Source organism: Hyphomonas sp. (assembly GCF_965284475.1).
Classification (GTDB): domain Bacteria; phylum Pseudomonadota; class Alphaproteobacteria; order Caulobacterales; family Hyphomonadaceae; genus Hyphomonas.
The window spans coordinates 3117006-3129901 of sequence record NZ_OZ260087.1 but is presented as its reverse complement, the minus strand read 5'-3'; the positions used below and the strand labels follow the sequence as shown (position 1 = coordinate 3129901).

Here is a 12896-nt window from a genome sequence, read left to right as displayed (position 1 = left end):
TCCCCATGCTAATTGATATCTGTGTCTGCACGTTTCGCCGCGCCTCACTCGAAGCCACATTGAAATCACTGGGTAAACAGATCCCGCCCACCGGGGCGACGATGAGAATTATCGTGGCAGACAATGACGATGTACCGTCCGCTCAAGGACTTGTGGAAAGCGTTGGCAAGACGCTTGCGCTTTCTGTAATCTACATTCACGCCCCTTCCCGGAACATCTCAATTGCGAGAAACGCCTGTCTTGATACCGCCGAGGGCGAATGGGTTGCTTTCATAGATGACGATGAAACGGCCCCGCCTGACTGGATTCAGAGCATGTTCCACAAGGCGTCGAGCGACAACCTGGATGCCGTATTTGGTCCAGCCGTCGCCGAATATCCCCCGGAAACCCCCGACTGGATAAGACTTAAGGACTATCATTCAAACCGCCCGGAAACGCGGAACGGTGTCGTCCAGACGGGGCACACCTGTAACGCCCTGGTCCGAACGGAAGCCAGATGCTTCACAGGTCAGCGCTTCCTCCTCGAAAAGGGCCGGTCGGGTGGAGAAGACACGGAATTCTTCTACCGCGCCTGGCATGCTGGAGCGCGAATGGGAATTGCTGAGAGCGCGCCGGTTTATGAGCAGGTCGAGTCCGGCCGGCTCCGGTTCGCCTGGCTCAGGAAACGCAAATTCCGATCCGGAATCAGCTATGGCCGCCACGCATTGAAAGACAAGTCGGGCATTGCACAAGCATCGCTACAGGCACAGGCTGCGCTCAAGATGATGATTTCAGCCACGGTCGCGCTGCTATGTGGCTTCTCTCGAACACCCAGAAACTACTGGCTTTTACGCGCAGTGTTCCATGCCGGCGCGTTCTCGTCCGGGTTCTCCATCAGGGAACAGGAGCTATACGGAGAACCAGCCAGGGCTGGTTCTCCGTCTTAGGCTAGGCTGCAGCGGAGACCGACTCCAGGGCAGACAGTTGCGTATAGCGTTTGAGGTGATGATCGACATTGCCGAACTCGGCATCGATCATTGTCAGGCGCTTGAAGTAATGGCCAACGGCCATCTCGTCGGTCATGCCCATACCGCCATGGATCTGGATGGCCTGCTGGCCGACGAAACGCCCGCCCTGGCCGATCCGGACCTTTGCGGCGGAGGCTGCCTTCTTCCGCGTGATGTCGTCTTCATCCAGCTTCAGCGTTGCCATGTACGTCATCGACACGGACTGTTCATGCTCCATGAACATATCCACCATGCGGTGCTGCAGGACCTGGAACTTGCCAATTGCGGTACCGAACTGTTTGCGGTTGCGCGAATACTCAACCGTCATTTCATGCGCCACTTTCATGGCGCCGCATGCTTCAGCGCACAGGGCGGCAATTGCCTCGTCCGTCACGCGTTCCACCAAAGGCAGACCATTGTCGACTTCGCCGATGACGGCATCCGCGCTAACGGACACGTTTTCGAAATACACTTCCGAGGCCCGGCGGCCATCAACCGTTGGATAGTCGCGCGTCGAGACGCCCTTGGCATCCTTCGCGACGACAAACACTGTCACGCCCTTGGCATCGCGGCGTCCGCCCGATGTGCGGGCGGTAACCACGAAATGCGTTGCCCATGGTGCACCAATGACAACCGCTTTGTGGCCGGTGATCGCGTAGCCGGCACCATCTTTCTTCGCGGTCGTTTCCAGATCCGCAAGATTGTAGCGGCCACGTGGCTCGGCATAGGCGAATGCAAATATCTGCTCGCCAGACATGATGCCGGCCAGGTGTTCTGCCTTCTGGGCATCGCTGCCCCGCTTCAGGAAACCGCCGCCGCAAACGACGCTGGGCAGGTAAGGTTCGACAACCAGTCCCTTGCCGAACTCTTCCATCACGACCATCGCGTCGATCGGGCCGCCACCGAGGCCGCCGTCTTCTTCGCTGAACGGCGCCATCAGCAACCCAAGCTCCGCAAACTGCGCCCACATTTCAGGACGCCAGCCATCCTTCGACGCAACGACCTTGCGGCGCGTGTCAAAATCATACTGCTCGCGGATCAGCCTCGAAAGGCTGTCGCGGATCATGGTTTGCTCTTCGGTAAAATTGAAATCCATAAAGTATCTCCCTGCCCCGGCGCCCTATAGGCCCAGAATCATTTTGCTGATGATGTTGCGCTGAATCTCATTCGATCCGCCATAGATCGACGTTTTGCGCATGTTGAAATAGGTCTCTGCCGCGAAGTTCGAATGGTCAGGACCGACACCGAGCTCGTTGGAACCATCGGACTCCATACCGGCCGTGTAGGGCGCGCCGTAACTGCCAACAGCTTCAAGCGTGAGTTCGGTCAGACGCTGCTGGATCTCCGTCCCCTTGATCTTGAGGATCGAGCTTTCCGGTCCCGGGCCCTTGCCTGCCGACTCAGCAGCAAGCGTACGCAGTTCAGTGAATTCCAGCGCCGTGAGATCGACTTCGAGCTGGCTGATCTTGCGGGCGAATTCGCCGGACTTGATCAGCGGTTCGCCATCGACGAGTTCCTCGGTGGCAATGGCGCGGAGTTTTTCCACTCCGCGCTTGGAGCGCGCAACCCCTGCAATACCGGACCGCTCGTGAGCGAGCAGGAACTTGGCACAGGTCCAGCCCTCGTTTTCCTTGCCGACAAGATTTTCAACCGGCACACGCACGTCGGTCAGCCAGGTCTCATTCACCTCATGGCCGCCATCAATCAGCTTGATCGGGCGCACTTCAACGCCAGGCGTTTTCATGTTGACCAGAATGAAGCTGATGCCTTCCTGCGGCTTTTTCGCATTTGGGTCGGTGCGGCAGAGGAAGAAGCCCCAATCCGCAAACTGGGCCAGCGTCGTCCAGGTTTTCTGGCCGTTGATGACCCAGTGATCGCCGTCACGCACAGCTGTTGTCTTCACGCTCGCAAGGTCAGAACCTGCACCCGGCTCTGAATAGCCCTGGCACCACCACACATCACCGGAAAGAATTCCCGGCAGGTGCTCTTTCTTCTGCGCTTCGGTACCGAACGTATAAATGACCGGCGCAACCATCGACACGCCGAACGGAAGCGGCATGATGGCATCCACACGGGCATTCTCTTCAGACCAGATATAGCGCTGGGTCGATGTCCAGCCCGTGCCACCATACTTTTCCGGCCAGGCGGGCGCTGACCAACCCTTTTTACCGAGGATTTTGTGCCAGGCGAGAAACTGCTCGCGAGTCAGATCCTCCCGCGTACCAACACCCGCAAGCTCTTTCGGGTAATTTTCGGAAATGAAGGTGCGAACTTCATCGCGGAAGGCGATTTCCTCAGGGGAAAAATCAAGATTCATGAGCGTGGAACTCCTCCGGGCAGATTTTTAGTTGGACTTGCACTCTCTATGTCAGTCAAAACCGCTCCGTGGCAAGGTTACGCGCACGTAAACGTAAACTTTGACGCAGGTTATCCATGCTTTTTCGCAAAGTTCTTATGCGCGTTCAGGACTTCGCCGGTTCGCTTATAAATGGCGCACATGCCGTTTTCAGAACGCCAATTGCCGTCGCCGAACCCAACCCGCCCCCGGTCTGGAACTCAAGCTGCATGAGGGGCTTCATCCCGAGTCGCTCAAGGGCGGCCTCATGGGCGGGACGCTGGGTACTGTGAGAGGCGATGCAGTGGCTTATCGCTGTCGGGTCGATGGCATGCACCACGCCCGCCGCAATCGTGGTGGCGAAACCGTCCAGCACAACGGGAACGCCCTCATGGCGCGCCGCAATGATGGCGCCGACACAGGCCGCAAGTTCCCGCCCGCCAAGACAACGCAGCGCCTCCAGCGGGTCAGACAAATGACCGCGGTGCAACGTCAAGGCCCGGCTGACCAGTTCGACCCGGCGCTTGGACAAGGCCGGTGGGGTATGATTGCTGGGCCGCACCCAATAATCGGGAGACCCACCATAAAGTGCGCAGGCGACAGCCGCCGCCGCCGTCCCGACGCCGGCACCTGACACGGCCAGGGCCAGCAAATCCGGCTTGTCCTCGATTGCCTCGAACCCGAATGCGATCGTCGCGGCGCACTCGCGCTCACTCATGGCCGCCGTGTCGGCAATGCTCGGTGTGGGTGTGTCCAGCGCGAGTTCGAACACGCGGATATTCGCGCCAGCCTGCGTCGCAATCGCTGACAGGGGCGCGCGCCCTTCCCGCAAGGCGTCGACATGCGCCCGCGTATCCATGTTCGAGGAGAGCGACACGCCTTCCTCAACCAGGCCATGCGACCCGGCAAAAATCACAAGAGCGGGCTTCTCGATCCGGGGCGGATAGCGATGCTGCCAATTGGCCAGCCATTCAGCGGCTTCTCCAAGACGGCCAAAGTCACCCTCGCGTCCCATCGTGAGCAGGGCTGCGCTGACCTGAGCCCCGGGTCCCGTATCGAGCGGAATTCGCTTCAGGACCAACGCGCGAACGTCGTCGAGAGGAGCCGTATTGCCGGCAGGATCAGTCACGTCAGTCAGTCTCCATATCCCGCAAAAGTGGGGACAGTGCGGTTTTATCAGAGAAAACGCTAAGTGCACGACAAGGATTTGTTACCTGCCATCGTGTCATACTTGCCCATCCTGCTCCATGAACTACGCTGTATATTGATGACTGACCAACCGATAAAGACCCCTTGCATAAAAGTCTGCGCCATAGACGCCACGACAGGTTGGTGCCTTGGCTGTGGACGCACCTTGCCCGAAATCGGCCGCTGGATGGCAATGAGCGGTGATGCACGTTCAGATGTCATGGCTGTGCTTCCCGAGCGGGTTACGAAACTTGAAGCCATGGGAAAGAGGTAGGCATGGACGGATTGGCCGGAAAAGCAGTCTCGATGATCGTGGCCGCCAGCCTGATTGCCGCAACGGCCGTCTTCTTTGTTGTTCCAAAACTGAATGATCGCGACGTCGCCACCGTCCCCGGTCCGGCCTCTGTGGAGCCCGATACGAAACCACAGGTCACGTTTGCAAACGCCGCCATCATTGATCGCGAACCGGATGGCCACTACTGGACCCGCGCCGATGTCGATGGAACCGCCGTGAAATTCATGGTGGATACCGGCGCCAGCACGGTGGCAATCACATACCGGGATGCACAACGCATCGGCCTGAAGCCGGAAGAACTGGATTTCAAATGGGAAATCAGAACCGCTGGCGGGATCGTTTACGGCGCGGCCGTCACGCTCGAACGCATCCGTATCGGTCAGGTGGAAGTGGAAAATGTCGAGGGAATGGTCCTGCGCGAGGGCCTTGAACAATCCCTCCTCGGCATGACGTTTCTGGGCGAACTATACTCTTACGAATTCCGCAAGAGCCAGCTCCTCATACGCCAGTAACCGGCTTGCCGTCCTGGCCCTTGCCAATCCCGATCTCCCAGGCAAAGCGGGTCTCGTCTCCAGCCCATCGCGCATAGGCGACCCGGCCTTGCAGGCCTGCCGCATTCATCAGGTCACGATACCATGTTTGCTCGCCGGCATTCAGGCGCTGGGGATGCACGCCCCAGAGCAGGCATGCCTGACGCAACCGCTGGTCATCAAGCGACCCATACAGGATCGGCACCGCGCCGCGGACCCGCGAGAAACGCGCAAGACGCTCGAACGCCCCAGTGCGCAAGGCCAGGGCCGTCGCACCTTCCGATGCCGCCATGTCCAGCGCCGTTCGCGCAACGACGTCGATTGCGTTCGAACACGTTCCATCACCATCAAATTCGGCAATCGAACGATGATAGTCGTCTGCCTTCTCTGTCGCCCTGATAATTCTGGACATGATGGCCACCGCAGTCGCAGGATGCCGGCCAACGGCCGTCTCTGCCGACAGCATGACCGCGTCAGCGCCCTGATAGATCGCTGTTGCCACATCGCTCGCTTCCGCACGCGTTGGCGCCGAATTCTCGATCATCGATTCCAGCATCTGTGTGGCGACAATGACCGGCCGGCCCGCAGCCCTCGCTGCACGAACGATCCGGCGCTGGATCACGGGCACATCCTCCGGCGCGAACTCCACGCCAAGGTCACCCCGGGCGACCATAACCGCGTCAGCCGCCTCGACAATTTCGATGAGGTTGGCAATCGCCGCCGGCTTCTCCAGTTTGGCAACAAGTGGCGCCCGCCCGGCAATAATCGCCTTGGCTTCCAGAATGTCTTCCACCGTCTGCACGAAGGACAGGGCGACAATGTCGACTCCGATCTCGAGTGCGAAGGCGAGATCCCTGCGGTCCTTGTCTGTCAGCGCCTGTACAGGCAGCGCCTTGCCACGAACGGTGAAACCCTTCTTGTCGCCCAGCTTTCCCGGAACTTCAGCCCGAACACGGGGTGCATCCCCTGCCCGCGTCACCGTCAGGATCAGCTTGCCGTCATCCACCAGGATCGTGTCGCCAACCTCCAGCACCGCGACAATCTCGGCATGCGGCACGGGAATGGCATCTTCCCGGTCCGTGCTGTCAGCGGCGATCAGGTCATATTCCGCCCGGAAGCCTAGCCGCATAGCGCCGCCTGGAAACGTGCCAACACGCACCTTCGGTCCCTGAAGGTCGCCAAGCGTGGCAAGCGGCTGGCCCAGGGCGGCTTCGGCGGCGCGAACCGCCTCCAGCGCCTCGCGATGCGCCTCATGCTCACCATGGCTGAAATTCAGCCGGAACACATCCACGCCCGCTTCGGCCAGTGCACGAATTTCCCTGCGCGAACGGCTGCCCGGGCCAAGAGTCGCGACGATCTTGGCATTCTCTCCGCGAATCTTGTTCGTGGGCATTGCGTCTCTCCCCGTGGCACATCAGCTGTTGCGCAGCCTTTATGCGACTCGCGCGCCCACGACCAGCAACATATTACGCAACGGAAAGCAGCGATCAGGCATCGGCTTTTACGGCCAGCGGATCATAGTTCAGGATCGGGGCCAGCCAGCGTTCGGCCATTCGCATGTCCCAGCCCTTGCGAGCGGCATAGTCTTCCACCTGATCCCGCTCGATCCGGCCGACGGCGAAATAGACGCTTTCGGGGTGCGCGAAATACATGCCCGACACACTGGAAGCAGGTGTCATGGCAAAGCTCGACGTCAGCGAAACACCGATATTCTTTTCGGCATCAAGCAATTTGAAGAGTGTCGCCTTTTCCGTATGTTCAGGCTGGCTGGGATAGCCTGGTGCCGGGCGGATGCCGCGATACTTTTCCTCGATAAGATCCTGGGGCTTGAGGCCTTCGTCAGGCGCATAGGCCCAGAGTTCACGGCGCACGCGCTCGTGCATGTATTCAGCGGCCGCTTCTGCAAACCGATCTGCCAGCGCCTTCACGATGATGGATGAGTAATCGTCACCTCTGGCAACGAAGTCGGCAGCGATGGCCTCAACTTCCGGACCCGAGGTCACGCAGAAACCGCCGATCCAGTCTTCGCCTTCGGGCGCGACAAAATCGGCCAGCGCGAAATTGGCGCGTGTATTGTCCTTCACCATCTGCTGGCGCAGCGTGTGGAACACGTCACCTGTCTCCAGTCTGATGTCATCGCCAATGCTGTTTGCGCGCCAGAAACCCACAACGGACTTCGGCTTGAACCAGGCCTCACCGACAAGCCGTTGCATCATCGCCTCGGTGTCGCGCCACAGGCTGCTAGCGGCTTCACCAACCACCTTGTCTGTCAGGATGGCGGGATACTTCCCGGCCAGATCCCACGCGGAAAAATATGGGGTCCAGTCGATGTAGCGCGCAAGCGTTGCCAGATCGAGATCGTCGAACGTCCGCACGCCGGCATAGGTCGGCATGGGTCGCTCATATGCATCCCAGTCGATCTTCAGCGCAGCGGCACGAGCCTGGTCAATCGGCAAGCGCGGCTTGGGCGGCCCACCCTTGCGAGAATCCCGCATCTGCTGGTAGCGCGCCTTGGTCTGGGCGACGAGCGTGGGCTTTTCTTCGGCATTCAGCAGCGTACTGACGACGCCAACGGCGCGGCTGGCATCCGACACATGAATTACCGGTGCACACTGGATAACGGGATCAACCTTGACCGCTGTGTGCGCGGGGCTGGTCGTCGCGCCGCCGATCATCAGGGGTTGCGTCATGCCGCGCCGCTGCATCTCCGAGGCGACATAGACCATCTCGTCGAGGCTGGGCGTGATGAGGCCCGACAGGCCAATCACATCAACATTCTGTTCAATCGCAGTGTCGAGGATTTTCTCCGCCGCGACCATCACGCCGAGGTCGATGATTTCATAGCCATTACAGGCAAGCACCACGCCGACAATGTTCTTGCCGATATCGTGCACATCGCCCTTCACGGTCGCCATCAGCACCTTGCCATTCGAGACATCGACCGTGCCAAGCCGGATCTTCTCTTCTTCAAGATAGGGTTCGAGATAGGCCACAGCTGCCTTCATGACGCGGGCGGATTTCACCACTTGCGGCAGGAACATCTTGCCCGACCCAAACAGGTCTCCGACCACGTTCATGCCGTCCATCAACGGGCCTTCGATCACGTGGAGCGGGCGCTCGACAGCCTGGCGGGCCTCTTCCGTGTCCACCTCGATAAATTCAGTAATACCGTGAACCAGGCTGTGCTCAATGCGCTTGGCAACCGGCGCTTCGCGCCAGCGCGTATCCTTCTCCTGCACCTTGCCCTTCTGGCCTCTGTACGTCTCGGCAATGTCGACAAGGCGCTCGGTGGCGTCCTCGCGCCGGTTCAGGATCACATCCTCAACGGCGTCGCGCAAGGTCGGCTCGATATCATCATAGATATCCAGCTGGCCAGCATTGACGATGCCCATGTCCATGCCTGCCGGGATAGCATAATACAGGAAGACAGAGTGCATCGCCCGGCGCACGGGCTCGTTGCCCCGGAAGCTGAACGACACATTGGAAAGTCCGCCTGAGATATGGCACCCCGGGCACGTCTTGCGGATCACCTTCGCCGCTTCGATAAAGTCCACAGCGTAATTATTGTGCTCGTCGATCCCCGTCGCCACGGCGAATATGTTCGGATCGAAAATGATGTCCTCGGCCGGGAAGCCGACATCCTCAGTCAGGATCTTGTAGGCACGCTGGCATATCTCAATCTTGCGCGCAGCCGTATCCGCCTGCCCGACTTCATCAAACGCCATGACAACGACCGCCGCCCCGTAGGACAGGCATATGCGCGCATGCTTGCGGAACGTCTCCTCGCCCTCCTTCATGGAGATCGAGTTCACGACCGCCTTGCCCTGAACGCATTTCAGCCCGGCTTCGATGACATCCCATTTGGAACTGTCGATCATGACGGGCACGCGGGCAATATCAGGTTCGGCCGCAATCAGGTTCAGGAACGTGCGCATGGCTTCGGCGCCGTCGAGCATGCCTTCGTCCATGTTCACATCGATGATCTGGGCACCGTTCTCCACCTGGTTGCGGGCTACTTCGACCGCTGCAGGATAATCACCCGCCGTGATCATCTTCCGGAACACGGCAGAGCCGGTCACATTGGTACGCTCGCCGATATTGACGAATCTTGTTGAAGCAGAAGCAGTCATTTGCGTGTTCGTCCCTTGCCGAGCGGCCAGTTGCCGTCAGAGATATGCTCAAAGCCCTCTGTGGACTGATTGTACCAGTAGATCCAGGCCTGCTCGCCGGCCGTCGCGCCCTGGTCATCCAGCAGCGGAATTTTCTTGCGCACGTATAGCGACGTTGCCAGGTCGTGCGTGACATCCTCGAATGCATCCATCGCGCCGATGATCGACACGTCTTCCAGTTCATACCGCACGCCATGGCACAGGTCTTCGCCAGCGACCACACCCGGAAAGCCGCCTAGGTCCAGCAGCCGCCCCCGGAACCGGCATGGCCCCAGAAACCGGCCCGAAGTCTCCAGCGGCAGGTCCGCCGGCATGCCTGCAGCCCCCTGCTTCAGCAGGCCATAGAACACGAACAAATCACCCGTTTTGACCACTGGTCCGGTCATGAGGCCAGCACAAAGGGTTCCAGCCCGGCAAGCCGCATGTCGTGAGACGTTGGCGCCGGATCGCGCGGCTTGAGCCTTTCCGTGGCCTTGGCGATGGCCGCAATATGCTCCGGCGTCGTGCCGCAGCACCCGCCCAGGATATTGACGATCCCGTCCTTCGCCCAGCCACTGACAGCGCCCGATGTCTGGCCGGGAGTCTCGTCATACTGGCCCATTTCGTTGGGCAGGCCGGCATTCGGATAGGCTGCGACCAGCGTGTCTGCGATACGCGACAGCGACGCGATGTGCGGCCGCATCAGGTCGGCGCCAAGCGCGCAGTTGAACCCGATGGCAAACGGCTTGGCATGCCGCACCGAGTTCCAGAACGCCTCGACCGTCTGGCCTGACAGTGTGCGGCCCGACCGGTCGGTAATCGTTCCGGAAATCCAGATTGGCAGCTTTTCCATGCCCTCTTCCTCAAGGTCCATGATCGCCTTGATGCACGCCTTGCAGTTCAGCGTGTCCGTGATCGTCTCGATCAGGTACAGGTGCACGCCGCCTTCATTCAGCGCCTGCACCTGCATCCGGTAGGCCTCATAGACCTCATCGAACGTCACGGCCCGGTGGCCGGGATCGTTCACGTTGGAGGACATGGACAGCATCTTGTTGAGCGGCCCGATCGAACCGGCGGCAAAACGCGGCTTGTCCGGCGTCTTCGCTGTCCATGCATCGGCAGCAGCCCGCGCCAGTTTTGCGCCCTCCAGATTGATGGCCCGCACGGAATCGGCATCCAGCCTGTAGTCATCCTGCGCAATCATCGTGGCCGAGAATGTGTTGGTCTCCGAAATGTCTGCGCCAGCAGCGAAATAGGCATCATGCAGTTCGGTCACGCGCTCCGGCCGCGTCAGGCAGAGGATGTCGTTATTGCCCTTCATCTGGCCGGGATAGGCCGCCTCGGTGAACCGGTCGCCGCGATAATCCGCCTCTTCCAGCCCCATGCGCTGGAACATCACGCCCCAGGATCCGTCGAGGATCAGGATACGTTCCCTTGCAGCGGCGTGCAGGGCGGCAATGCGTTCAGATCGGGTCATGGGAGAGCCTCATGCAGCCTTGGCTGGTTTGGGTTTGACGCCGAGCAGGCGGCAGGTGGATAGCGCCAGCCCTGCCCTGTTCAACGTATAGAAATGGAACGTGTCGACATCATGATCTGCCAGCTTGTGGCAAAGCTCGGCGGCAACCGTTGCGGTCACCAGATCGCGCGTCTCCGCGTCATCATCAAGGCCTTCATACAGCCGGTGCAGCCAGTTCGGCAGGCTTGCGCCGCAAAGCGCCGAAATGCGTTTGAGGCCATTGAAATTGGGCTGCAGCATGATGCCGGGAATAATCGGCATGGTCACACCGCCGTCGCGCGCCCGGTCCCGAAAGCGCAGGAATGTATCCGGCTCGAAGAAGAATTGTGAAATGGCACGGTCTGCGCCGGCATCCTGCTTGGCTTTAAGGAACGTGATGTCCTGTTCCCAGCCGAGACTGTCCGGATGCTGCTCGGGATAACATGACACCGAAATCTCGAACTGCTTGCCAAGTTCCGGGTGACGCGCGCGCAGGCCCTCGATCAGCTCAACGGAGTCGCGGAACCCGCCGGGATGCTGCCGGAACGCCGCGCCCATGCCCTCTGTCGCATCACCGCGCAGGGCCACGATATGCCGAATACCCGCATCCCAGTAAGCATCAGCGACGGCCAGCACGTCTTCCTTCGTCGCAGACACGCATGTCAGATGCGCCGCCGGGCGCAGCGACGTGCCGCCGGCAATGCGCTTGACGGTGTCATGCGTGCGCTCGCGCGTGGAGCCACCGGCGCCATAGGTCACGGACACAAAGTCCGGCGCCATCGGTTCGAGGCGCTCGACGGTCTCCCACAGGCGCTCTGCCATGGCGTCGCTTTTCGGCGGAAAGAACTCGAACGAGATCGACGGGGCGGACGTCGCCTGGCGGTCGGCAATCGACAAGGTATTCATGCTTTTGCCTCCTCGGGCGCGGCCTGCTTCTCAGCGACCCAGATATTGACAACCAGTCCGGGGCTCGACGCATCGGGCGGGGCAAAGGAATGAGGTTCCGACAGGGTGAGATCGGCTTCTGAAGCCCAAGTCGCCATGTTGTCGTCTCGCATGCCAAGCCGATGGTGGCCATGCTCAGTCCGTAGGAACTCCAGATCATGCGCGGCAAAGTCCACGACCAGAAGGCGACCGCCCGGCTTCAGGACGCGGCTGGCCTCGGCGATCACCTTTCCCGGCGCATCCATGAAATGCAGCACCTGGTGAATGATGACCAGATCAGCGCAATTGGCTTCAAAGGGCACGGATGTGACATCGCCCTGACGCACACGGGCGCCGGAAATACCGGCCCGCTCCAGATTCGCGCGCGCAACGGTCAGCATGTGATGGCTAAGGTCGATCCCTTCCGCTTCGCGGGACAGGGGCGCAAACAGGACGAGCATTCTGCCCGTGCCCGTACCAAAATCGATAACCCGCTCGAAAGGCCCCTGACCGGCCAGGTCAAGCAGAGCCCGTTCAATCGCTTCATTGGGATAGTGCAGAGAACGAATCGTATCCCAGTTTCCGGCAATGCCGGAAAAAAATGTCTCCGCCGAGGCCGCACGCACAGCTGAGACTTCGTCTAGCTGGTCGGCATCACGCTTCAAAGTCGCTATATCCGGCGGCACCTGCGCAAAAAGCGAATCCAGAAAGGCGCGGCCGTCACCCCGTGTGGCAGCCCTGTAGAATACAAACGAACCTTCTGGCATCCTCTCCACCAGACCGGCCCCCGTCAAAACCTTCAGATGATGTGACAGGCGGGGTTGGGATTGCGCCAGGACCTGAACGAGTTCACCGACTGACAGGTCCCTTTCACGCAGGAGCGCAAGAATCCGCAGTCGCGTCGGTTCGCCAGCGGCGCGCAGCCGGTCAATTAGGGGAGCGAGATCGAGTTGCATATCAGAATATAAACATGAGTTTATATGTTTTGCAAGATT

At 60.1% G+C, this 12896-nt stretch carries 12 protein-coding genes; 3 read left to right on the top strand and 9 right to left on the bottom strand.

Going from position 1 to position 12896, the window contains the following annotated elements; genetic code table 11:
- The first annotated feature begins 5 nt into the window (after window positions 1-5).
- Window positions 6-926: a glycosyltransferase family 2 protein gene (locus ACQ66M_RS15145; RefSeq protein WP_350171864.1), complete on the top strand. Its 921-nt coding sequence runs from the start codon at window positions 6-8 to the stop codon at window positions 924-926.
- Window position 927: 1 nt separating this feature from the next.
- Here ACQ66M_RS15145 and ACQ66M_RS15140 read toward each other — a convergent pair whose 3' ends face one another.
- From ACQ66M_RS15140 to ACQ66M_RS15130, 3 genes are all read right to left on the bottom strand, one after another.
- Entirely contained in the window at window positions 928-2082 is a 1155-nt protein-coding gene (locus tag ACQ66M_RS15140; RefSeq protein ID WP_350171862.1) for an acyl-CoA dehydrogenase family protein, read from the bottom strand.
- A 24-nt stretch (window positions 2083-2106) separates the two neighbouring features.
- Window positions 2107-3303, bottom strand: a complete 1197-nt coding sequence (locus tag ACQ66M_RS15135) for an acyl-CoA dehydrogenase family protein (protein WP_350171860.1) — start codon at window positions 3301-3303, stop codon at window positions 2107-2109.
- A 145-nt stretch (window positions 3304-3448) separates the two neighbouring features.
- The gene (locus ACQ66M_RS15130) at window positions 3449-4450 is read right to left on the bottom strand and encodes a nicotinate-nucleotide--dimethylbenzimidazole phosphoribosyltransferase (protein ID WP_350171858.1); all 1002 of its coding nucleotides are present in this window, start codon (window positions 4448-4450) and stop codon (window positions 3449-3451) included.
- Between the two features lie 138 nt (window positions 4451-4588).
- Here ACQ66M_RS15130 and ACQ66M_RS15125 point away from each other — a divergent pair, with 138 nt between their 5' ends.
- Entirely contained in the window at window positions 4589-4783 is a 195-nt protein-coding gene (locus ACQ66M_RS15125) for a DUF1289 domain-containing protein (RefSeq protein WP_350172567.1), read from the top strand.
- Window positions 4784-4785: 2 nt separating this feature from the next.
- Window positions 4786-5316, top strand: coding sequence for a retropepsin-like aspartic protease family protein (locus ACQ66M_RS15120; protein WP_350171856.1), 531 nt, complete (start codon window positions 4786-4788; stop codon window positions 5314-5316).
- Here the strand turns inward: ACQ66M_RS15120 and pyk are convergent.
- From pyk to ACQ66M_RS15090, 6 genes are all read right to left on the bottom strand, one after another.
- Window positions 5303-6727 carry a pyruvate kinase gene (gene pyk, locus ACQ66M_RS15115; RefSeq protein ID WP_350171854.1) on the bottom strand — a complete coding sequence of 475 codons (1425 nt, stop codon included), beginning with the start codon at window positions 6725-6727 and terminating at the stop codon, window positions 5303-5305. The genes ACQ66M_RS15120 and pyk overlap by 14 nt on opposite strands.
- 94 nt (window positions 6728-6821) lie before the next feature.
- Complete coding sequence (gene metH / locus ACQ66M_RS15110; protein ID WP_430404867.1) at window positions 6822-9464, bottom strand: methionine synthase; 2643 nt, start codon at window positions 9462-9464, stop codon at window positions 6822-6824.
- Entirely contained in the window at window positions 9461-9889 is a 429-nt protein-coding gene (locus ACQ66M_RS15105; RefSeq protein WP_350171850.1) for a gamma-glutamylcyclotransferase family protein, read from the bottom strand. Before ACQ66M_RS15105 ends, metH begins: the two co-directional genes overlap by 4 nt.
- Window positions 9886-10959: a homocysteine S-methyltransferase family protein gene (locus tag ACQ66M_RS15100; RefSeq protein ID WP_350171848.1), complete on the bottom strand. Its 1074-nt coding sequence runs from the start codon at window positions 10957-10959 to the stop codon at window positions 9886-9888. The genes ACQ66M_RS15105 and ACQ66M_RS15100 overlap by 4 nt, the downstream gene beginning before the upstream one ends.
- 9 nt (window positions 10960-10968) lie before the next feature.
- Window positions 10969-11883: a methylenetetrahydrofolate reductase [NAD(P)H] gene (gene metF / locus ACQ66M_RS15095; RefSeq protein ID WP_350171846.1), complete on the bottom strand. Its 915-nt coding sequence runs from the start codon at window positions 11881-11883 to the stop codon at window positions 10969-10971.
- The gene (locus ACQ66M_RS15090; protein ID WP_350171844.1) at window positions 11880-12857 is read right to left on the bottom strand and encodes an ArsR/SmtB family transcription factor; all 978 of its coding nucleotides are present in this window, start codon (window positions 12855-12857) and stop codon (window positions 11880-11882) included. Before ACQ66M_RS15090 ends, metF begins: the two co-directional genes overlap by 4 nt.
- Window positions 12858-12896: the final 39 nt, after the last annotated feature.